Origin of the sequence: Lacinutrix sp., assembly GCF_037625555.1 — a bacterium.
Lineage (GTDB): Bacteria > Bacteroidota > Bacteroidia > Flavobacteriales > Flavobacteriaceae > Lacinutrix.
Map to the genome: position 1 here is coordinate 1 of NZ_JASJHV010000128.1, position 21,632 is coordinate 21,632.

General features: G+C 31.1%; 25 protein-coding genes and 1 pseudogene. 3 read left to right on the forward strand and 23 right to left on the reverse strand.

Annotated elements, in window-relative coordinates:
- Window positions 1-55: 55 nt before the first annotated feature.
- The 8 genes and pseudogenes from ettA to QNK89_RS10435 all read right to left on the reverse strand — a co-directional run bounded on the left by ettA (window position 56) and on the right by QNK89_RS10435 (window position 4,735).
- A complete protein-coding gene (ettA, locus tag QNK89_RS10400; RefSeq protein WP_340170978.1) occupies window positions 56-1,747 on the reverse strand; it encodes an energy-dependent translational throttle protein EttA in 1,692 nt (563 codons plus the stop codon).
- Window positions 1,748-1,804: 57 nt separating this feature from the next.
- Window positions 1,805-1,987, reverse strand: coding sequence for a CAL67264 family membrane protein (locus QNK89_RS10405; protein ID WP_340170979.1), 183 nt, complete (start codon window positions 1,985-1,987; stop codon window positions 1,805-1,807).
- A gap of 85 nt (window positions 1,988-2,072) precedes the next feature.
- On the reverse strand, window positions 2,073-2,432 hold the full coding sequence (locus tag QNK89_RS10410; protein WP_340171001.1) for a hypothetical protein: 360 nt from the start codon (window positions 2,430-2,432) through the stop codon (window positions 2,073-2,075).
- Window positions 2,433-2,441: 9 nt separating this feature from the next.
- Window positions 2,442-2,714, reverse strand: a pseudogene (locus QNK89_RS10415) (pirin family protein); the annotation flags it as partial.
- Window positions 2,715-2,808: 94 nt separating this feature from the next.
- The gene (locus tag QNK89_RS10420; protein ID WP_340170980.1) at window positions 2,809-3,282 is read right to left on the reverse strand and encodes a pirin-like C-terminal cupin domain-containing protein; all 474 of its coding nucleotides are present in this window, start codon (window positions 3,280-3,282) and stop codon (window positions 2,809-2,811) included.
- A gap of 126 nt (window positions 3,283-3,408) precedes the next feature.
- Complete coding sequence (locus tag QNK89_RS10425) at window positions 3,409-3,681, reverse strand: pirin family protein (RefSeq protein WP_340170981.1); 273 nt, start codon at window positions 3,679-3,681, stop codon at window positions 3,409-3,411.
- A 53-nt stretch (window positions 3,682-3,734) separates the two neighbouring features.
- Complete coding sequence (locus tag QNK89_RS10430; RefSeq protein WP_340171002.1) at window positions 3,735-4,172, reverse strand: MarR family transcriptional regulator; 438 nt, start codon at window positions 4,170-4,172, stop codon at window positions 3,735-3,737.
- A gap of 32 nt (window positions 4,173-4,204) precedes the next feature.
- Window positions 4,205-4,735, reverse strand: a complete 531-nt coding sequence (locus QNK89_RS10435) for an NAD(P)H-dependent oxidoreductase (RefSeq protein WP_340170982.1) — start codon at window positions 4,733-4,735, stop codon at window positions 4,205-4,207.
- A 144-nt stretch (window positions 4,736-4,879) separates the two neighbouring features.
- On the opposite strand from QNK89_RS10435, the gene QNK89_RS10440 reads away from it, so the two are divergent.
- Window positions 4,880-6,508: a carboxyl transferase domain-containing protein gene (locus tag QNK89_RS10440; RefSeq protein ID WP_340170983.1), complete on the forward strand. Its 1,629-nt coding sequence runs from the start codon at window positions 4,880-4,882 to the stop codon at window positions 6,506-6,508.
- 95 nt (window positions 6,509-6,603) lie between these two features.
- Here QNK89_RS10440 and QNK89_RS10445 read toward each other — a convergent pair whose 3' ends face one another.
- The 5 genes from QNK89_RS10445 to QNK89_RS10465 all read right to left on the reverse strand — a co-directional run bounded on the left by QNK89_RS10445 (window position 6,604) and on the right by QNK89_RS10465 (window position 12,024).
- Entirely contained in the window at window positions 6,604-7,710 is a 1,107-nt protein-coding gene (locus tag QNK89_RS10445) for an AMP-binding protein (RefSeq protein ID WP_340170984.1), read from the reverse strand.
- 4 nt (window positions 7,711-7,714) lie between these two features.
- Window positions 7,715-8,902 (reverse strand): CPBP family intramembrane glutamic endopeptidase, encoded by a 1,188-nt coding sequence (locus tag QNK89_RS10450; protein WP_340170985.1) that lies wholly within the window; start codon window positions 8,900-8,902, stop codon window positions 7,715-7,717.
- Window positions 8,903-8,904: 2 nt separating this feature from the next.
- Window positions 8,905-9,936: an o-succinylbenzoate synthase gene (locus tag QNK89_RS10455; RefSeq protein WP_340170986.1), complete on the reverse strand. Its 1,032-nt coding sequence runs from the start codon at window positions 9,934-9,936 to the stop codon at window positions 8,905-8,907.
- Complete coding sequence (gene menA, locus QNK89_RS10460; protein WP_340170987.1) at window positions 9,937-10,884, reverse strand: 1,4-dihydroxy-2-naphthoate octaprenyltransferase; 948 nt, start codon at window positions 10,882-10,884, stop codon at window positions 9,937-9,939.
- Window positions 10,885-11,184: 300 nt separating this feature from the next.
- Window positions 11,185-12,024 carry a 1,4-dihydroxy-2-naphthoyl-CoA synthase gene (locus tag QNK89_RS10465; protein ID WP_340170988.1) on the reverse strand — a complete coding sequence of 280 codons (840 nt, stop codon included), beginning with the start codon at window positions 12,022-12,024 and terminating at the stop codon, window positions 11,185-11,187.
- Between the two features lie 52 nt (window positions 12,025-12,076).
- Between QNK89_RS10465 and QNK89_RS10470 the strand changes: the two genes are divergently transcribed.
- Window positions 12,077-13,192 carry a C1 family peptidase gene (locus QNK89_RS10470; protein WP_340170989.1) on the forward strand — a complete coding sequence of 372 codons (1,116 nt, stop codon included), beginning with the start codon at window positions 12,077-12,079 and terminating at the stop codon, window positions 13,190-13,192.
- Here QNK89_RS10470 and QNK89_RS10475 read toward each other — a convergent pair.
- The 5 genes from QNK89_RS10475 to QNK89_RS10495 form a co-directional block, all read right to left on the reverse strand.
- Entirely contained in the window at window positions 13,184-14,014 is an 831-nt protein-coding gene (locus tag QNK89_RS10475) for a S1-like domain-containing RNA-binding protein (protein ID WP_340170990.1), read from the reverse strand. The two genes, QNK89_RS10470 and QNK89_RS10475, sit on opposite strands and share 9 nt — an antisense overlap.
- Window positions 14,015-14,098: 84 nt before the next feature.
- Window positions 14,099-14,440, reverse strand: a complete 342-nt coding sequence (locus tag QNK89_RS10480; protein ID WP_340170991.1) for a DUF2853 family protein — start codon at window positions 14,438-14,440, stop codon at window positions 14,099-14,101.
- A gap of 118 nt (window positions 14,441-14,558) precedes the next feature.
- Window positions 14,559-16,307 carry a 2-succinyl-5-enolpyruvyl-6-hydroxy-3-cyclohexene-1-carboxylic-acid synthase gene (menD, locus tag QNK89_RS10485; RefSeq protein WP_340170992.1) on the reverse strand — a complete coding sequence of 583 codons (1,749 nt, stop codon included), beginning with the start codon at window positions 16,305-16,307 and terminating at the stop codon, window positions 14,559-14,561.
- 40 nt (window positions 16,308-16,347) lie between these two features.
- Window positions 16,348-17,460: a chorismate-binding protein gene (locus tag QNK89_RS10490; protein WP_340170993.1), complete on the reverse strand. Its 1,113-nt coding sequence runs from the start codon at window positions 17,458-17,460 to the stop codon at window positions 16,348-16,350.
- 3 nt (window positions 17,461-17,463) lie between these two features.
- Window positions 17,464-17,889: a hotdog fold thioesterase gene (locus QNK89_RS10495; RefSeq protein ID WP_340170994.1), complete on the reverse strand. Its 426-nt coding sequence runs from the start codon at window positions 17,887-17,889 to the stop codon at window positions 17,464-17,466.
- Window positions 17,890-17,946: 57 nt separating this feature from the next.
- On the opposite strand from QNK89_RS10495, the gene QNK89_RS10500 reads away from it, so the two are divergent.
- The gene (locus QNK89_RS10500; protein ID WP_340170995.1) at window positions 17,947-18,579 is read left to right on the forward strand and encodes an esterase; all 633 of its coding nucleotides are present in this window, start codon (window positions 17,947-17,949) and stop codon (window positions 18,577-18,579) included.
- 16 nt (window positions 18,580-18,595) lie between these two features.
- Here the strand turns inward: QNK89_RS10500 and QNK89_RS10505 are convergent, their stop codons facing one another.
- From QNK89_RS10505 to QNK89_RS10525, 5 genes are all read right to left on the reverse strand, one after another.
- Complete coding sequence (locus QNK89_RS10505) at window positions 18,596-19,162, reverse strand: hypothetical protein (RefSeq protein WP_340170996.1); 567 nt, start codon at window positions 19,160-19,162, stop codon at window positions 18,596-18,598.
- A gap of 66 nt (window positions 19,163-19,228) precedes the next feature.
- Window positions 19,229-20,176 (reverse strand): nitronate monooxygenase, encoded by a 948-nt coding sequence (locus QNK89_RS10510; RefSeq protein WP_340170997.1) that lies wholly within the window; start codon window positions 20,174-20,176, stop codon window positions 19,229-19,231.
- Between the two features lie 190 nt (window positions 20,177-20,366).
- Window positions 20,367-20,525, reverse strand: coding sequence for a hypothetical protein (locus tag QNK89_RS10515; protein WP_340170998.1), 159 nt, complete (start codon window positions 20,523-20,525; stop codon window positions 20,367-20,369).
- Window positions 20,526-20,535: 10 nt separating this feature from the next.
- Entirely contained in the window at window positions 20,536-20,766 is a 231-nt protein-coding gene (locus QNK89_RS10520; RefSeq protein ID WP_340170999.1) for a hypothetical protein, read from the reverse strand.
- 130 nt (window positions 20,767-20,896) lie between these two features.
- The coding region (locus QNK89_RS10525; protein WP_340171000.1) for a bacteriorhodopsin at window positions 20,897-21,632 on the reverse strand (736 nt) is incomplete at its 5' end.

The window sequence follows — 21,632 nt, forward strand, 5'->3', positions numbered from 1 at the left end:
GCATAAAAAAAGCAGACTTTCGTCTGCTTTTTTTATGCCTTTTAATAGTGTTGTTTTATCTAATAAGCTTTTTATACTTAATACGTTTTGGCATTAGATCTCCGCCAAGACGTTTCTTCTTATTCTCTTCGTATTCACTAAATCCACCTTCGAAGAAATAGACTTGGCTATCACCTTCGAAAGCTAAAATATGCGTACAAACTCTATCTAAAAACCATCTATCGTGACTAATAACTACTGCACAGCCTGCGAAGTTTTCTAGTCCTTCTTCTAAGGCTCTTAATGTATTAACATCTAAATCGTTTGTTGGTTCATCTAGCAGTAAAACATTACCTTCTTCTTTAAGTGTCATGGCTAAATGCAAACGGTTACGTTCTCCACCAGAAAGTAATTCTACTTTTTTATTTTGTTCTCCTCCAGAAAAGTTAAAACGACTTAAATAGGCTCTAGAGTTTACTTCCTTTCCTCTCATCATTACTAACTCTTGCTCATCACTAAAGTTTTGCCATATGGTTTTACTAGGATCGATATTAGAATGTTTTTGATCTACATATGCAATTTTAGCTGTCTCTCCTACTTTAAATTCGCCTTTGTCTGAATTTTCTTCTCCCATTATCATTCTAAAAATAGTTGTTTTACCAGCTCCATTTGGGCCAATAATACCAACTATTCCTGCTTGTGGTAAATTAAAGTTTAAATCTTCGTAAAGTAATTTATCATCGTAAGCTTTACTTACACCAATAGCTTCTATAACATTTGTTCCTAAGCGTGGACCATTAGGAATGTATATTTCAAGTTTCTCGTCAAGTTGTTTTTGATCTTGACTCATTAACTTATCGTAGTTTTTTAAACGTGCTTTTTGTTTGGTTTGTCTTCCTTTTGCACCTTGCTTTACCCATTCTAGCTCGCGCTCTAATGTTTTTTGCCTTTTTGAAGCTGTTTTACTTTCTTGCGCTAAACGTTTAGATTTTTGGTCTAACCAAGACGAATAATTTCCTTTCCATGGGATACCTTCACCTCTATCTAACTCTAAAATCCAACCTGCAACATTATCTAAAAAATATCTATCGTGTGTTACAGCTATTACAGTCCCTTTATATTGTGCTAAATGATGCTCTAACCAATGTACAGATTCTGCGTCTAAGTGATTGGTAGGTTCATCTAATAGTAAAACATCTGGCTCTTGTAATAGTAAGCGACATAAAGCAACACGACGTCTTTCTCCTCCAGATAACACTGAGATTTTTTTATCTCCATCTGGTGTTCTTAAAGCATCCATTGCTATTTCCAACTTAGTATCTAATTCCCAAGCGTTAGCTGCATCAATTTCGTCTTGCAATACTGCTTGTCTAGCCATTAGTTTATCCATTTTATCGGCATCACTATAGACTTCTTCAAGCCCAAACATATCGTTAATTTTATTGTATTCTTCAAGAATAGCAACTGTTTCTGCAGCTCCTTCTCTAACAATTTCCATAACCGTTTTATCTTCATCCAGTTTAGGTTCTTGTTCTAAATAACCAACAGAATAATCCTGAGAAAATACTATATCTCCTTGGAAGTTATTATCTACTCCTGCTATTAATTTTAATAAAGTGGATTTACCAGAACCATTGAGTCCTAGAATACCAATCTTAGCTCCATAAAAGAAACTTAAATAGATGTTTTTTAAAACTGGTGTGTTTGCACTTTTAAATGTCTTGGTTACTCCAGACATTGAAAATATTATCTTTTTATCGTCAGACATACTTTTAGTTTAATGGTTATTATATTTTTAATGTTTTTTCTACTGCTTCAAATGTATTTACACTCTGCCTTTTAATGCATTAAACACCCATGCAATAGCAAAAAAACCAATGCCTACAGCTCCAAATCCCCAACCAGCGACATTATCATATCTAAATGCACCTAAAGCGATTAAAGATAAACCTACTATTATCATTATTGTGGTAGCCCAAGCTAACACTGTATTTTTATTCATTGTCATGTTTTTTATTTTAACAAATATCGCCTTTTTAAACAAAAAAGCATCCAAATTTGGATGTCTTTTCTTTATTAATTAATAATTATTATTAATGCATTGGCACTTCAACAATCACTAATTCTGAATTTCTATTTGCTTTTATTTCTACTACATGAGTTTCTGTAATCGCTAAAGCATCTCTTTTTTCAAGTGTTATATTGTTAACTTCTATTTCACCATTAATAACAAAAATGTAAACACGATTTTGTTGAGATTTTAACTTTAAATCAATTAAAACATCTGCATCTAAATTTGTTCTATAAATATATGCTTGCTGATTAATTGGTAATGCATTTCCCTCTAACTTATCTTTAGGTGCAACTACTATTTGTAGATGATTTTGTTTTCCTTCTAAAGAAAAAAGACGGTGCTCGTAATTTGGCTCAACACTTAATTTTTCTGGAATAATCCAAAGTTGAAGAAAATTTACTTCTTCTGTTTTACTATCGTTAAACTCAGAGTGTGTTAATCCAGTTCCAGCGCTCATTACTTGCACTTCTCCAACCTCTATAGCACGTTTATTTCCCATACTATCTTTATGAGATAATGCGCCTTTTAATGGTATAGAAATAATTTCCATATTTTGGTGTGGATGTATACCAAAACCCATTTTAGGTTGAACAAGATCATCATTTAAAACACGAAGTGCTCCAAAATTCATGCGCTCTTCGTTTTGATAACTTGCACAACTAAATGTGTGATGTGATTATAACCAACCATGGTTTGTGAAACCTCTTGAGTTTGATTTGTTAATTATTGTTTTCATAGTTTTTTTAATTATTATTTTAATTTGCTGGTAGAAATCCAATTTTACCCATTTGATAATCTCTCATCGCTTCTAAAAGTTCTGTTTGAGAGTTCATGACATATGGACCATAAGTTGCAACTGCCTCATTAATTGGCTCTCCAGATAAAAAGAGTAAAGTACAGTTCTCCTCTGCTTTTATAGAGAAACCTTCTCCATCCTGATTAAACTCCATAAGTTGGTTTTTATCTAACTCTAAAAGCTCCACTCCATTTATAGTCGCTTTTCCTTTTAATAGATATATCAATCCTTGATGAGAATTAGCATAAGTTATAATCTGCTCTCCTCCAGCTTTTGCATCTATCATATAGGCATTTACAGCGGTTTGAGTTCCAATTTTGCTATATTTACTTTCTAGTTCTCCAGCAATTATTCTGGTTTCGATTTTTTTATCTGCAGAAGTAATCACATTAAAATCTTCATGCTTACCATGTTGGTAATTAGCTTCTATCATTTTTTTTCCAGACGGAAGGTTTAACCATAATTGAATTCCTTCTATTGTTCCTCCATTTTTTACTAAATCTTTAGTAGGTCCTTCTGCATGAATAATTCCGCGTCCAGCAGTGGTCCATTGTACATCTCAAGCTTTAACAACACTTTCATTTCCTAAAGAGTCTCTATGTAATTGCTCGCCTTGGACTAAAAATGTTACAGGCTCAAAACCTCTGTGTGGATGAGGCCCTAAATCGAAAGGATTATTAGTTTCTGAGATTTCGTATGGACCATAATGATGTAATAAAACAAAAGGATCTATCATTTCTATATGTTGTGTTGGAAATGGTTGACGCAATCTTATTGGTCCCATGTCTACAAAATGACTTTTACCTGCTCTTTTTATAGTATTTAGTTTCATAATAATTTGTATTAGTAATATATCCCATGGAATATATTAGATTAAAAATGCTTTTATCGCATTTTATCAAGCAAATTGCTTAAAGCCTCTGCTTCTTGTTCATTTAAATTTTTTAATAAGTTTCTATTAAAATCTTTAGGAATAGATTGTAATAAATTTAGACCATTTTTGGTTATACTAATATTTACAACTCGTCTATCGTTTTCATATGGAAAGCGTTCTATATAGTTTTTTGCACATAATTTATCCATTAAACGTGTTGCATTTGGAGAACGCTCTAGCATTCTATCTTTTATGGTTTGCACATTTAAAGCTTCATTTGCACCTTTTAAAATGCGTAAAATATTATACTGTTGTGGAGATATACCAAAATCTTTAAAAAATTCGTTTTGACAACTTGTTATCCAGTTGGCTGTGTAAATAATATTAAGCATTGCTTTTACTCTATTATTTTCGAATTTTGAATTGATGTCTTTTGCTAAATCTCCCATTTGTAATGTCTTCATTGATTATAAAGGTAAAATTATAAATTATTTTCAAAAGTTTTTACTAAAGATAATAACTCATTATTTAATGTGCTATCACTAATTTTTTCATTTTGAAAATTTGTTTCAAAAGATGGAAAAGAATATTCTCCTACAATATTTCCTCCCATATAACCAAAACGGTTTTTTGCTATTTCTAAAGCTGTAGCTCCACCTCTAGCGCCTGGAGAGGTTGCCATTAATAACATTGGCTTGTTGCTCCATAGCTTTCCATCAATTCTAGACATCCAATCGAAAAGATTTTTAAATACTGTGGCATAAGTTCCATTATGCTCTGCCAAGGATAAAATAATACCATTTGTAGATTTAATATGCTCTAAAAACTTGTGTGCATTATCTGGTATACCATGTTCTAATTCGTAATCTATACCATAAAGAGGTAATTGGAAATCGTTTAAATCTAGAACCTTTACTTCTACACTACTAACTAAAGTTGATGCGTATGTAGCTAATTGCTTGTTTATAGAATTTTTACTGTTTGATCCTGCAAATGTTATAATTTGTTTCATATCTTTTTTTATTTATGCTGATACAAATATACAATAAAAATTAATATATTCCTAGGAAAATATTTCCGTGTTTTTAATTTTAACAAATTATTCACTTTTTAATCCGTTAATGGTTTCGTAAATTCGTAGAAAATTATCAACACTATGGATATTAACTTCAATAAAAACGAAGATTATAATAAATTACTTTTGGCCGATTTACGAAGCCGTTTTGTTCAAGTTAAATTAGGAGGAGGCCAAAAACGTATAGACAAACATCATGAAAAAGGTAAGCTTACAGCAAGAGAACGTATTGATTATCTACTAGATAGCAAACGAAAAAGCGTTGAGATTGGCGCCTTTGTTGGTGATGGTATGTACGAAGAGCATGGTGGTTGCCCATCTGGTGGTGTTGTAATAAAAATAGGATATGTTAGTGGTAAACAATGTATTGTTGTTGCTAATGATGCTACTGTTAAAGCTGGAGCATGGTTTCCTATAACTGGTAAAAAGAATTTAAGAGCTCAGGAAATCGCTATCGAAAATAAATTACCAATAATTTATTTAGTTGATAGTGCTGGTGTTTACTTACCATTACAAGACGAAATTTTCCCAGATAAAGAACATTTTGGTCGTATTTTTAGAAATAACGCTATAATGAGTAGTATGGGAATTACACAAATAGCTGCTGTTATGGGTAGTTGTGTTGCTGGTGGAGCTTATTTACCTATAATGAGTGACGAAGCTCTTATTGTAGAGAAAACTGGAAGTATTTTCTTAGCTGGTAGTTATTTAGTAAAAGCTGCAATTGGAGAAAGTATTGATAATGAAACGCTTGGTGGAGCAACAACACATTGCGAAATTTCTGGTGTTACAGATTATAAAGCAAAAGATGATAAAGATGCATTAGACACTATTAAGCGTTTAATAGATAAAATTGGTGATTATGATAAAGCTGGTTTTAATCGTGTTGAGGCAAAAAAGCCTAAAGATAATCCAGAAGATATATATGGAATTCTACCAAAATCTAGAGCAGACCAATACAATATGTTTGATATTATATTGCGTTTAGTAGATAATGGTGAATATGATGAATATAAAGCTGGTTATGGAAAAACTATTATTACTGCTTATGCTAGGATTGATGGTTGGGCAGTTGGTATTGTTGCCAACCAGCGTAAACTAGTAAAAACCAAAAGCGGAGAAATGCAATTTGGTGGTGTTATCTATAATGATAGTGCTGATAAAGCAACACGATTTATTGCTAATTGTAATCAGAAAAAAATACCACTAGTATTCTTACAAGATGTTACTGGTTTTATGGTTGGGAGTAAGAGTGAACACGGAGGAATTATTAAAGATGGTGCAAAAATGGTGAATGCTGTTAGTAATAGTGTTGTACCAAAATTTACAATTATAATAGGAAATAGTTATGGTGCTGGAAATTATGCTATGTGTGGTAAAGCCTACGACCCAAGATTAATAGTGGCTTGGCCAAGTGCAGAGCTTGCTGTAATGAGTGGCAATAGTGCTGCTAAAGTATTATTACAAATTGAAAAAGCTTCACTTCTAAAAAAAGGTGAGAAAATCACAACAGAAAAAGAAGCCGAGCTTTATTCTAAAATTAAAGACCGTTATGATAATCAAGTTTCTCCATATTATGCAGCATCTCGTTTATGGACAGATGCCATTATAGATCCATTAGATACAAGAACTTGGATTTCTATGGGAATTGAAGCTGCAAACCACGCTCCTATTGAAAAACCATTTAATATGGGTGTTTTACAAGTTTAATATGAAAACTATTTTAATCACATTTTTTTGTTTTCTCTCTCTTCAACTTTTTTCTCAAAATGAGGAGGTTATTAAATTAAAAAAATCTTATAAAATTATAAATTCTGATAAATCAGTAACTGTAAAGTTTCAGTTCTTTTAATTTTTCCTGAATCTGTTACTACAAACTCATCTATAAAATAAATTGCTTTCGGTTTTGAATATGATTTTAAATCGCTAAAAAGAGCAGTATCTACTTTGGTTTTCTTGCCTTCTATTATAAGAATAACACGTTCTCCTAATGTTTCATCTTCTTCTGAAGCTATAAAAAAACGATTAGTAATTTTAGAAAACAAACTATTTTCTACTTGCTCAGGAAAAATTTTAATACCACCAGAATTTATAATATTATCAAACCTACCAAACCATTCAAATTCATTTTTAGAATGAAGTTTAACAATATCGTTAGTTATTATTTTTTCTTTAGAAACTAATGGAGCCTCAATAATAAGACATTCTCTTTCATCTTTTGAGATTCTAACATTTGGTAGTGTTTTAAAATAAGGTTCAACAGATTCTTCGCTGCGCTCTGAATAACATTTATTGTCACTCTTAAAACAATTAAGTTGTTTAACAGCAATATGAGATACTGTTTCCGTCATTCCATAAGTTTCGAAAACTGCAGTTCCTATTACTTGTAACTTAGTGTTTAAAGCTGAAGATACTTTAGCACCACCAACTATAAGTTTTTCAATATTCTTTAATTTATTTAAGTTTTTTTCTAATTGCATTGGTACCATTGCTATAAAATGATACTGCTTATTTGTATTTATTTGTAAGTTATATTTTGGTTCTAGATTATCAATCTCAAGTCCTAAAACCATAGCACGAACAAGCATCATTTTTCCAGCAATGTAATGTGCCGGTAAACATAAAAGGGCTTTATCTCTTGGTTTTAGATTAAAGAAATCTCCAGTTGCAATAGCACTATTTACCATTGCTTGCTTTTTAATTTCAATAGATTTTGGTATGCCTGTAGAACCTGAAGTTTTTAATGTAATAGCTTCAGAAATGTCTAACCATTTTAACAGAAACTCACCAATTGCTTTATTATAAGGCTTTTCTTCTTTAAGTAAATGTAAAGCAAATACTTTTAATGTCTTAAAATTATAATGCAGTCCATTAAATTTAAAACACTCGTTAATTTCATTAAAACTCGACATAAATTTAGTCTAACACTTTGTAATTTTCTTGTGGTGGCTCTACAATTTTCCCGAAGAGTCTTTCTTTCCAATTCTTCCATTTATAAACTTTTGCGAATATAAAAATGATGATTGGGAAAATTATAAATACTGGTAAAACAATATCAGTAAAACCAACACCTGGGTCTGATGTATCTTTAAAAATAGAATGGGTTTGTAAAACCGACCAGTCTGCTGTAACCAATAAGGCACCAAACAAATTATTAGCAGCATGAAAGCCTAATGCTAACTCCATACCTTCATCCATTAGGGTAATAATACCTAAGAATAATCCTGTACCAATATAATAGACCATTACTAAATAGCCTAATTTTGAAACTTCTGGATTAAATACGTGCATACCACCAAAAATTACTGAAGTTAACAATAATGGCACGACTTTATTTTTTCCTTTTTGAAAAATGTTATTATAGAACTCCGAATTGAAAAAATTTAATTTTGTTAAAATAAAATCAATTAACAAAAGAATAAGAACAGATAAGATAAATATTATAAATGTAACAAAACCTGAAATTGGTATTTTAGCTAAAATATCAGTCTCAAAAAAAGATTTAAAAAACAAATATATTGAAACAAAAAGCATTGAATAAAAAATGCCTACTAAGAATTTTTTATTTAAAGTACCTGCTGCAAAACCTTGCATTAAATAACCTCTAAAAATATATTCTTCGGTACTTGTTTGAATAGGAATTAGTAAAATGGCTATTACTGCTAAAATTAAAAAACGTTCTAATTCAAAATTCCAAACATAACCTTCTGGTGCTAAATAATAATCTAACAAAACCATTCCAGATGATATTATTCCCCAAAAAATAAAAGCAAACCAAACACGTTTCCAATCTATCTTACTCCTTGCTGTTGTTACAGATTTTATAGATTGTTTGTGTAAAAATTTAACAACTAAAAATAAGGCTGCCAAACCAAACGCAAAAGACAATAACATTAAAAACAAATTTAAGTTTGGTTCTAAAACAGACATTAATTCTTGTTCATTCATTGATAGAATAGATTTTCCATCACTCATTGCTTTAAATTCTGCTGCAACCATATAAGGAATTTGTCCTATTATAGCTGCAATAAAAACAATTACAGAACCTACAAGGTATCTCCAAAAATCGTGCTTTACTTTAAATGCTTGTTGTATAAAATTCATAATTATAAATTAAAATTCCAATTATTTTTAGTGTACTGCAATGTACCATTTTTTACTTGTAAAGGCGATTGAAAATTATTAATAAACAAACTTCCAGTTCCTAAGCCTTGCGGCATCTTATTGCTTTTTAAATATGTGTATTGTGCAATAGCACTTAGTCCAATATTGCTTTCTAATGCACTTGTTATCCACCAACCTATATTTTGGTTTTCGGCTAAAGAAATCCACTCGTCAGTTCCTGCGAAGCCGCCAACAAAACTAGGTTTTAAAATAATATATTGCGGTTTTATAGTTTGTAGTAATTCTTGTTTTTTTGTTACACAAAACACACCAATTAATTCCTCGTCTAAAGCAATTGGCAATGGTGTTTGTTCACATAGTTTAGCCATTTCATTAAACTGCCCAGCTTTTATAGGTTGCTCTATGGAATGCAAATTATATTCACTTAATTGTTTCAGTTTTTCTAAAGCATTTTCTGGACTAAATGCGCCATTAGCATCGACACGTAATTCTATATCACTTTCGCGGAATTGTTTTCTAATACCTTTTAATAATCCTAATTCTGTTTTAAAATTTATAGCACCTATTTTTAATTTTATACACTTAAAACCAGCTTCAATTTTATCTTGAATTTGCTGTTTCATAAAGCTTTCAGTGCCCATCCAAATTAGGCCATTAATTGGAATGAGATCTTGATTTTTAGTAAATTTTGAAGGAAATAACTCAAAATCATTTTCAGCCTCTAAAGACTTAAAAGCCATTTCTAAACCTATTTGAATACTAGGAAACTCAATATTTTCGGCTAAAAGAAAAGCCAAACCTTTATCTATATTTTCACAAGTGTATGTAAGTTGTGTTTGGTAATCTGGTCTATCGTCTATAGATAAACCTCTAAGAATGCCACATTCTCCAATACCTTGTTTTCCTTCAGAAGATAAAATAATAAACCACGTTTCTTTAGTTTTTAAAACACCACGAGATGTACCACTTGGTTGTTTAAAATTAAGAATGTATTTATGGCAAGTTGCTTTCATCTAAACTGAAAAAATAGCAAATAGAACTGCAAATAAAAACGTACTGAGTGCTACTTTTTTTAATTCGCTATCTAATTCTTTATGAATAATATTTTTGGCAACTACAACTATATTCATAATTAAAGGAATAAATGCTATTAAAAACAAATATTGTTTTGGTGAATGATAATGAAGCTGAACATATACAATTGCACAAATTAATGCTAGAATAATTAAAGTATAATGGTATAGTTTTGCTCTCTGGCTTCCCATTTTTACAACCAATGTGTTTTTATTGGCTTTGGCATCTTCAATTCTGTCTCGCATATTATTTAAGTTAAGCACTGCAATACTTAACAAACCAATGGTTGTTGCTGGTAAAAATAAATCCCAATGGATTGTTTTTGTGTATAAAAAACAACTTCCAACAACACTTAACCAACCAAAAAATAAGAATACAAATACATCTCCAAAACCAGAATAGCCATAAGCATTGTTACCAACTGTATACTTTATAGCAGCAGCAATAGAAATAATTCCTAAAACAAAAAACAATATGGAATACCCAAAATTATCTTTCCCAAACGCTTGATAAATTAATGCAATAGCTACAATTAATGTTAATATTGCAGTAATAATAATAGCACATTTCATTTGCTTTGGCGAAATAATTCCTGATGCTACCAAACGTTGTTCTCCTACTCTATTTTTGTCTGTACCTTTTATACCATCTCCATAATCGTTTGCGAAGTTTGAGAGGATTTGGAAACCTATTGTGGTTAGAATGGCTAGAATAAATATTGTGTAATCAGTATAATAATGAAAACATCCAAAGCATTCCGTTATTACATAATTTTCTGGATGATTATTTACTGAAAAACCAGCCATAACACAACCTACAATTATCCCTGAAACCGAAAGTGGTAAGGTTCGTAATCGTGCTGCAGTAAGCCAATATTTTATTTTCAAAGTTATTTTTTTTCTCGCAAAGACACAAAAGCGCAAAGCTGGTGTTAATTATTTTTTTTTAAAACTTCTTCTTCAAATTAATGAGATTCCCACGTTGCAAAAAAGCTCATTGGAATGACGTAGCTTTTTAAGTTTTATATTTATTACAAAATACTTAAAACGTTCTGAGTACTTCAATTTTCAGCTTCGAATTCAACTTCAATTTCCTAAGGAAAAGACACTGTTGTGGCTTACTCTTATTTAGGTGAGTGATTACTGTTTACTGCGACTGTCTAAGGAGGACTGCTCACTGCCTACTAATTAAGGTATCCATTGTTTTGGAAAATTAGGTTTTCTTTTTTCTAGAAAAGCATCGCGTCCTTCTTTTGCTTCGTCTGTCATGTATGCTAATCGTGTTGCTTCACCAGCAAACACTTGCTGTCCAACCATACCATCATCTGTTAAATTCATAGCAAATTTAAGCATTTTTATAGAGGTTGGCGATTTTTCTAATATTTCTTGAGCCCAATAGTATGCTGTGTTTTCTAATTCATCATGAGGAATTACGGCATTTACCATTCCCATATCGTAAGCTTCTTGCGCAGAGTAATTTCTTCCAAGAAAAAATATTTCTCTTGCTCTTTTCTGTCCAACCATTTTTGCTAAATATGCAGAACCATAACCACCATCAAAACTAGTAACATCTGCATCTGTTTGCTTAAAAATAGCATGTTCTTTACTGGCTAAAGTTAAATCGCAAACCACATGTAAACTGTGACCGCCACCAACTGCCCAACCAGGAACAACAGCTATAACAGCCTTTGGCATAAACCTAATTAATCGCTGTACTTCTAGAATATTTAATCTATGGTAACCATCTTCGCCTACATAACCTTGATGTCCACGAGCTTTTTGATCGCCACCAGAACAAAACGAATAAATTCCATCTTTAGTTGAAGGTCCTTCAGCAGATAATAATACTACTCCAATACTAGTATCTTCGCCAGCATCGTAAAAAGCATCGTACAATTCTTTTGTGGTTTTTGGTCTAAACGCATTTCTTACGTTTGGTCTGTTAAAGGCTATTCTTGCAACACCATTACATTTCATATATGTAATATCTTCATATTCTTTAGCTGTTTTCCAATCTGGTTTGCTCATTTTTCTTATTTTAGTCAAAAATAAATCATTTTAAATAAATAGCTGTCTTACTATGAAAAATATTAGCGCATTATACATTTTACTTTTTGTTTCATTTTTTGGGTTTTCTCAAGATTATCAATTTAAAACTATTGTAGATTTAGATGCTACAGATGTTATTAGTCAAGGAAGTACTGGAACGTGTTGGAGTTTTTCGGCTTCTTCATTTTTAGAAAGTGAAATTATAAGACTTACTGGAAAGCAGATTGATCTTTCTGAAATGTATTCGGTTAGACAAACTTATTCTGATAAAGCTTGGAATTATGTAATGAGACAAGGAAAAGCACAATTTAGTCAAGGCGGGTTAGCGCATGATGTCATTAATAGTATTTCAAAAAATGGAATTGTACCAAATAACGTATTTTCTGGATTGAAAAAGAACGAAGAAAAACATAACCACTCTAAATTAGCCGATTCTATAAAAACGATTCTTACTACATATTTAAAAGACGAAAAAAAATATGATGGTAATTGGAAAACAGATGTTGAAAACACTCTTGATTACTATTTAGGAGATAAAGTAATTTCTTTTAATTACGAAGGTGTAAAATATACACCACAATCTTTTTTAGAGATGACAAAAATTAATCCTAAAGATTATGTTACTATAACATCTTTTACACACCAACCGTATTACACTAATTTTATTTTAAATATTCCTGATAATTTTTCTAATGGTAGTTTTTATAACGTGCCTTTAAACGATTTAATGTCTACAGTAGATTACGCTTTAAAAAATGGCTTTACTATAGAACTAGATTGTGACGTGAGTGAAAAAACATTCTCTTCTAAACATGGTATTGCAGTTGTTCCAGATGATAAAGACAATATTAATGCTTTAGTAAATATTATGCCTGAAAAAAAAATTACACCAGAATACAGACAACAAGAGTTTGAAAACTTTAATACTACAGATGATCATTTAATGCATATTGTTGGGCTTTTAAAAGACCAAAACGGAAACACTTTTTATAAGGTTAAAAATTCTTGGGTAAACAAAAATGTAGGAAATGAAGGTTTTATAAATATGAGTGAGGCTTACATGAAACATAAAGCCATATCAATTATGGTCCATAAAGATGCAATACCTGAAGCCATTAAAGCTAAAATTAATTTAACTTTAAACTAAGCGAATGCCATCGCTTTCGATGGTAATTTGTTTTTGCTTATAAAGTGTTCCAATAGCTTTTTTAAAGTTCTTTTTACTCATCTCTAAAGCATCTTTTATAGCTTCTGGAGTAGATTTATCATGAAGTGGTAAGTAACCAGAATTATCTTCAAGTGTGTCAAGAATTTTCTTAGCATTAGGCTCAATATTCCTATAACCTATTTGCCCTAAAGCAATATCTAACTTGTTTCCAGGTCTTATTTTCTTAATGACACCTTTTAAACGGTCTCCAATACTTAATTCTTGAAAAATATTATCCTTATAAATTAAACCCATATGTTGCTTATTTACAATCACATTCATTCCAAAATCACTTGGGTGAGATACTATGAGGTTTACTTCTTCAAATTCTGAAACTAATAATTCTGCATTGTCTAAAAAACGATTTGTTTTACTTGATGCTACAAGTCTTTCAGACTTTTCATCTAAATAACAATGTACTAAATACCAACCTCCTTTTTTCATTGGGAAAGCTTGTTCTTTGAAAGGACAAAAAAGTTCTTTTACCATTCCCCAATCAAGAAAAGCACCATAATCGTTTACTGCATTACAACGTAAGACTGCAAAATCTCCTTTTGTAATGTGTGGCTCGTCTGTTACTGCAACTAATCGTTCATCATTATCTAAATAAATAAATACTTCTACATCATCTCCAATTTTAAAAACATCTTCTACATAACGGTTTGGTAATAAAACCTCATTACCTTCTGTATCACCCAAAAACATACCAGGTTCGGTATCTCTTAGTATTTCTAATGTATTAAACTCTCCTATTTTTATCATGTGGCAAAAATACTAATATTAAATTTTAAAAAAGCGCTATAACTAATGTTATAACGCTTAATATAAAAATCTATAGTAATAGGTCTATTTATAAACAGATTCTTTTTTAAAGTGTTTAGCTAATAAATAGTATACTACTGCTCTGTATTTATTTTTGTTAGAACGACCATATGTCTCCATTACAGAATCGATTGCTTTATCTAAGTCTGCACTGTCTTTAAAACCTAATTTCTTAATTAAGAAATTATTTTTAACTGTATCTAGTTCACTTTGGTCTGAACCAGAAACCGTTGCAGTATCTTTATTGTAAATAGATGGGCAACAACCAATAGTTACTTTCGTTAAAAAATCCATATCAGGATTTGTACCACATTTGTCTTTTAAATCTGCAGCGTATTTTACAATTAGGTCATCTCTTTTACTCATAATTATAGTTATAGTTTTTTTATTTTACTTAAAATATACAATTTTTTTGAATGATTGAAATTACTGTTTTAATAAATTATTTAATCAAATTCGATGAACGGAAAAATCTGTCGGTTAATCACTTAATTTTAGCAAAATAGTTTAAAAGAATTTCATCATTTTCACTTCCTGGAGTGAATACTTCTAGTAGTTTAGGCTTTCTACCTATTGTGTAAAAATTGTCTAATACATTAGACAGTTCTTTTTCATTTGTAGCTATACAATAATCAAGACCATACATTTCGCATAAATGCTTTGCTGTTAAATTGTGTTTTGTTTCGAAAAAAGCATCAAAATTTGGTGTATTTTTATGTCCAGGAAGAATTCTAAAAATACCTCCTCCTCCATTATTTACTACAACAATTCTAAAATTATTAGGTATGTAATTATTCCAAAGTGCGTTACTATCGTATAGAAAACTTAAATCTCCGGTTAGAAAAGTAGTTTGTAGTGGAGAAACTATAGCAGCACCAATCGCAGTACTTGTGCTACCATCTATACCACTTGTTCCTCTATTACAAAAGACTTCTAAAGTTGTATCTAAATCAAAAAGTTGTGTATATCTTATTGCAGAACTATTCCCAACTTGTAATTGAGAATGCCTTGGAATTGCTTTTAGTAATACATCAAACACTTTAAAATCGCTAAAAGAGAGTGTTTTCATGTAATCTTTATGCTTTTCTCTTCTACTTTTAAAAGCGTCTAGCCAAAAATTATTATAGTCGCTTTTTACTAGTATTATCTGTTTTAAAAATTCTTCAAAAAAAGTATTTATAGGCAGTTTGAATACCTTATTTAACACAAAAAAAGTATCGTTTGCATCATGCTCACTAATATGCCAATGATGTTTAGGTTTGTATTCTCTTAAAAAAATTTTAATTTTCTTTGAAACTACAAAACCACCAAAAGTTACTAAAATTTCTGGTTTTAGTTGCTCTAACTCTTTAGAATTTAAAGCTGCGATTAATTTATCGATTCCTGGAATAAAACGGTCGTGATGGATATTTGATATCGTTTCTGTAAGTATTAAAACACTCTCGTCTTCTGCTAAAACATCAAGATATTGTTGCTCTACAGAATTTGGAAGATTAGAACCTACTAAAACTAATTTACACTTTGTTGTATTCCATAAATTTACAAATGGCTTTAAATCTTCATTTAAAAGCTCTTTTTTACCTAAAGGAATAACTTTTGGATTAACATTAAGAGTATCAACAGTATCATACAAAGGTTCATTAAAAGGAACATTAACATGTACAGGCCCTTTTTTAGAGATCGAAATATTAAAGGCTATATTTAATTCCTTATCATTATGTTCCTGGATTGTTTTTTGGAAGCCCAAATATTTTTCTAACTTATTTTCAATACTTTTTATAATGGGTAAGTTATTTGCTTCTAATTTGTTTTCTTCTCCTAAATCTTGCTTCAAATTAGCAGAATATAAAATATGGTTTTTAAAGACTTCCTCTTGATTAATGGTTTGCCCATCACCAATTCCTACTAAATACTTTGGTCTGTCTGCACTTAAAACTACAAGAGGAATATTGCTGTAAAAAGCTTCTGCAACGGCTGGATAGTAATTTAAAAGCGCACTGCCAGAAGTACATACAACTGCAACTGGTTCTTGAATTTGCTGTGCAATACCTAGTGCAAAAAAAGCAGCACAACGCTCATCTACTATACTATAGCATTTAAAAAAAGAATCGTATGTAAAGCCTATAGTTAAAGGTGCATTTCTACTTCCTGGAGATAATACTATATGCTGTATGTTTTTAGCTTTACAAAGCTGAACAACTGTTTGAGCGAGTGGAATTTTTGGGTATTTCATTTAGTATGTAAAAATACAAAATCATGTTTTTTAAACCCAATTAAAACAACACCTTTTTCATAGTTTGCGATTTATTAACGGTTTCTTCCCATTCCTTTTCTGGGTTAGAATTTTTTATAATACCTCCTCCTATATATAAACTAGCAGTAATATCTGTTAATTGCATACAACGCAAATTAACAAATAAGTTAGAAACAGTTTTAACTGTGCTGTAAGCATTGTTTTCTACATTGCGTCTATTTGTATTACGTGCAGTTTTCTCTACTATATTTAATTCTCCTAAATAACCTGTGTAAAATTCTCTATCATAGTTTTCGTTTTCTAAAATAAATGCTTTTGTAACTGTTTTTGGTAAACCGCACACTGCAGGAGTAGGATGCAATATTGTTACAAGTGTTTTTAAATCTGAATCTAAAAAACCAGAAACTTTTGTTCGTAAATGCAGTAAGTTTCCTGCTTTAATGGTTTCTGTTTTTCCAACATTTAAGGAGGAGACAGATGCTTTTAAATTGTCTAACAAATAGTTTATTACTACTTGCTGTTCTTCTATTTCTTTTGCTTGCCAAGTTGGGTTTTCTTCACCATTATAAGCCTGAGTACCTGCCAGAGCCATAGTTGTAAACCTGTTTCCTATTACACTTATCAAGGTTTCTGGTGTTGCACCAAGCCAAAGACCAATTTTAGGGTGGTACCAACAATAGACAAATGCTGTTTTATATTGGGATAATAAACGTTTAAACAAAGTTATTGGGTTAGACTCTAAAAGGTTAACATATTCCTTTCTTGAAACTACTACTTTTTTAAACGCATTAGTATTTATCTCTTTTATTGCTTTTGTTACAAGATCTAAATGAAACGTTTTTGCTTTACTTAAATTAATTTCATATTCATTTTCATCACTAGTTTTTTGAGAACTAACAAATTTATGTTCAATGCTTATAGACTTATCTAATGGGATTAATATTGTTTTATTATTAGTATTGAAAGGAGCAAAAACAAAACCGCTTTCGTTTAAGTTTTCAGAAGCATAAACAGTATCCTCTTCTTGAAATATTCCTTTTACCAAAACGGTATTGGGATTACTATAAAGCACAAATGGCAATGCATCATTAAAATGATGTTTGGCAATCTCAAAAAAATTATCTGATAACATTTACTATTTCTTTTTAGGTAATGAAATTGTAGATAACCTACAAATAGACACTAGATTGTTAGCTTCATCTGTTACTCTAATATCTAGTAATTGTGTTGTTCTCCCTTTATGTAAAAACGTTGCTTTTGCGTAAACAAAACCTTCTTTTACACTTTTTAAATGGTTTGCTGTTATTTCTAAACCACGAACAAACACATGCTCTGTATCTATAAAAATATGAGAGGCAAAACTACCAACACTCTCTGCTAATGCAGCTGTTGCACCTCCATGTAAAACACCATCTGGTTGGTGTACTCTCGGTGTTACTGGCATTCTGGCAACTAGAAAATTATCTCCAAAATCTACAATCTCAATGTTTAAGGTTTCCATTAATGTATTTTTGCTTGCTGCATTTGCTTTGGCAAGCATTTCTTCTTTAGAAATATCCATCTATTTAATGTATTTTTATACCGAATTATAAGATGTAAAAATACGAAACAAAGCACAATGCAATCTACCCAAAAGCAAATATTTTACAATACAAAAAAACCATATTCTACTTTAAACTCTTTAACAGATAAAACTAAAAATGTTTGGCTTGTTTGCCATGGCATGGGTTATTTAAGCAAATACTTTATTCAATATTTTAAAAATTTAAATCCCAAAGAAAATTATATAATCGCACCACAAGCACCAAGTTTATATTACCAAAGTGGCTTTAAACATATTGGAGCAAGTTGGCTAACTAAAGAAAATACAATAGCTGAAACCGAAAACATTATAAGCTACTTTGATGCTATTTTAGCTGAAGAAAGTATACCTAAAAATTTAAAACTCATCGTGTTTGGTTATTCTCAAGGTGTTAGTGTTGCTACTCGATATATAAAACACAGAAAGCCAGAGTGCTCTCAATTAGTAGTTCATTCTGGAGGCTTGCCAAAAGAATTAGTTGCTGAAGATTTTAAATATTTAAGTGCTAAAGTATCTTTAATTTATGGTACAGAGGATGAATACCTCAACGCAGAGCGTATTACTTATGAAACGGAACGTGCGCATGAATTATTTGGAACAAATTTAAAAATCCTGCCTTTTAATGGAAAGCATGTGGTTAATGTGGATATTATTAATAGGTTGGTCTAGCGAATTTTAAATTCTATTATTTAACAAACTCAAATCTATCTAAATCCTTTGTTTTTGGAATTAACAAGTCTTTAAGTAAGCTATGATCTGGAGTGTAAATTCCAGAAACCATCATTGTGTAAACTTTTTTTCCTTTTCTAACAATATAGAACATACCATTTGGTTCTCCATCAAGTGTTCTTAAAGCATAATAAGAATTATCTCCAGGAAGTTTAATGGAATCTATTTTTACAGCTCCTTGACCAAATGAGTTTCCTACTAGCTTAAGTGCTCCTTTTCCTAAAAGATAAACTTCTTTAGCATCTTTTATAGTTCTATCTTTATCAATAGTTATTGAATAATATAACGGATCGTATTTTTCCGATTCAAGTAATTCGTAAGCATACTCTAATTCTGTAGACCCATCGAAATAACTAGTAATACTCGCTGTTTCATATTTACCAGACGTGTCGATTTTTAGGTCGTAATATTCGGATAATTCACTTATGGTTGTAACAATAGGATAATCCTTTATATCTAAATTATCCCTAGTAGAACATGCAGATATAAATACAACTAATACTATTATTAAATTTTTTTTCATTTTAAAAATTAAGAACTAAAACTACATAAAGCAATTTTATTAATTAGAAGAATAAAAATCAGCTTGTTAGTTTACCAATTTAGCAATAATATTTTTTATTGGCAATATGGCTTTAGTGTTTTCTATGCTTGGTCCAGCAACCCAAACGGTTTTATAAGTGGCTTTTTTAGCTGCATTTTCTGTATCCTTCATGCCTATAGAAAAACGAATCATCTTAACCCATTTCTTTAATTTTCTGTTTTTATTTAAAACAGATTCAATCCAAGATTCTTTAGTTCCAATCTTTTGTATGTAAGGTGTGTTTATTACTGTACAAGGAGTACCTGAAATACGCTGAGTCATTACAATATCATCTGCTCCATAATCTACACAAGCTTGCTTATACTCGTCTGTTACTCCTGCTTCTATAGATGCTATAAATGGGCTACCAACGCTAACGCCTTCTGCACCATAACTTATCATTTTATCTATGTCTGCTTTACAACCAACACCACCTGCAGATATTACAGGTATAGTTAAGGCTTTGCTTAATTGGTTTGTTAGTTCTTCTGGAGATAAGTTTCCTCTATGTCCTCCAGCTTCGCTGTTTACAGCAATTGCCGCATCTGCTCCTAATTGTTGTACTTTTTCTGCAAAACGTAAATCGGTTACATCACAAAATACTTTAATACCTACTTTATGTGCTTGTCTTATGGTTTCTTCAGGGCTTCCTAAAGAGGTAATAATAAAATCGCAACCTTCTTCACAAATAACTTCTAACTGTCCTTTATATTTTAAGTTAGATTTATTCACAATTAAGTTAAATCCAAACGAGCCTCCTTCTACCTTGTTAGCTTTAAGTTCTTTTAAAGCTACTCTTAACTCATCAAGTGTTCTGTAATTTAGCGCTGGAATACAACCGGCAATTCCTGCTTTCATGGCTTCTGTTACCATTATAACGTTAGAGACCAAAAACATTGGCGCTTTAATTATTGGGTATTTTATGTTTATGAGTTCTGTAAGTTTGGTTTTCATAATTTGAAATTATTTTAACAAATATAACCATTAATTTACTATGCATGCATAACAAAATTCAAGAATATTACGTTTAGATGCTACTACTATAGTTTCATTTATTGAAAAGCCATGTGTATTATCTATATCTTCTGAAAAATTTAGCACTTTGGTAGTAAAACCAGCAGTATTTAATCTTTTTGTAAGTCCTTTAAACTGAATAGATTCTTAAGTGGTCTTCTTGTCCAAAATGTAAAAGGCTTTGCTCTTCTGTCTTGATATCACTATCTTCATATATATCACCTGTTTTAAATGGTGTTTGTATGTAGCATTTTCCTTTAGGCTTTAGGATTCTTAATAATTCTGACATGGCTTTAGTATCATTTTCTATATGCTGTAAAACATGGATGGTAACAAATAATTAAATCATAACAATTATCTGGTTCTCCGTGCAATACTCCGTCCGATTGATATACGCGTTTATCTACCGGCATTTTAGCAATTACAAAGTCTTCACCTGCATCGACAAATTCGATATTAAGGGTTTCCATTAAGTTATCTTTACAGGCTGCGGTTGCAGCTTTTATAATCTGTTCTTTTGTTGGACTCATTTCAAGTATGATTTGAGTGTAAAGTACAAAAACCAAAGCCGAAGTCAATGGCTCGAAACCGTTAAAAAAGTGCAAAAAAAAAGCTGCCTTTTCAGACAGCCTTAATTTAATATCTACTTATATTTTTTTCTTAACTCGTTTTCTTACAAGCTAAAGCATAAATAACTAAACCGAAACCGATTTTGTTAATTGCATCAGCGATATTGTAAAGTACATTCATGTCTAAACCAAGACCAGACATAAATACATACCATTGATCAGCACCAACTGCTGGCTTAATTATTACACCTGCTGTATCCATCACAGCTGGAATCTCTGCTCCTGTTCCTACTAAGTATCCTAGTGGATAAATAATCCATCCTACTAATACGAACCAGCAAAGAATTTTGTGAGCTGCTAAAACATCTCCACCAGCTTCTTTTGCTAGTTTTGCTGCTCCACCTAACCAAATTTCGTAAACGATTGCAAAATATGCTACTGCAGAGAAAAAGCCCCACATTGCAGCTTGACCTCTAAAAGCAGTCTCTCCTAGGTATCCTGTTACTAGCATAATAACAGAAAATACTATCATTTTAGTTAAAAGAGATTTTTTTGCACCTGCAACCTTTAGAATTAAGTAGAACTCAACGCACATTAGCGGAACAGTTAATATCCAATCTACATATCTAAATGCTGTAATGTTATCAACAGCACCTCCCATAGCTGCATCTTTCATGTACCAGTAATGTACTGCCGCGATAAAAGTAATTAAACCAGATACTAAAATAGAAGTTCTCCATTTTTTGTCAAATTGATTTAATGATAAAAAGAAAAAGGCAGAAGCTGCCATCATTGCCATACATCCTACAAAGAATGTAAATCCTACA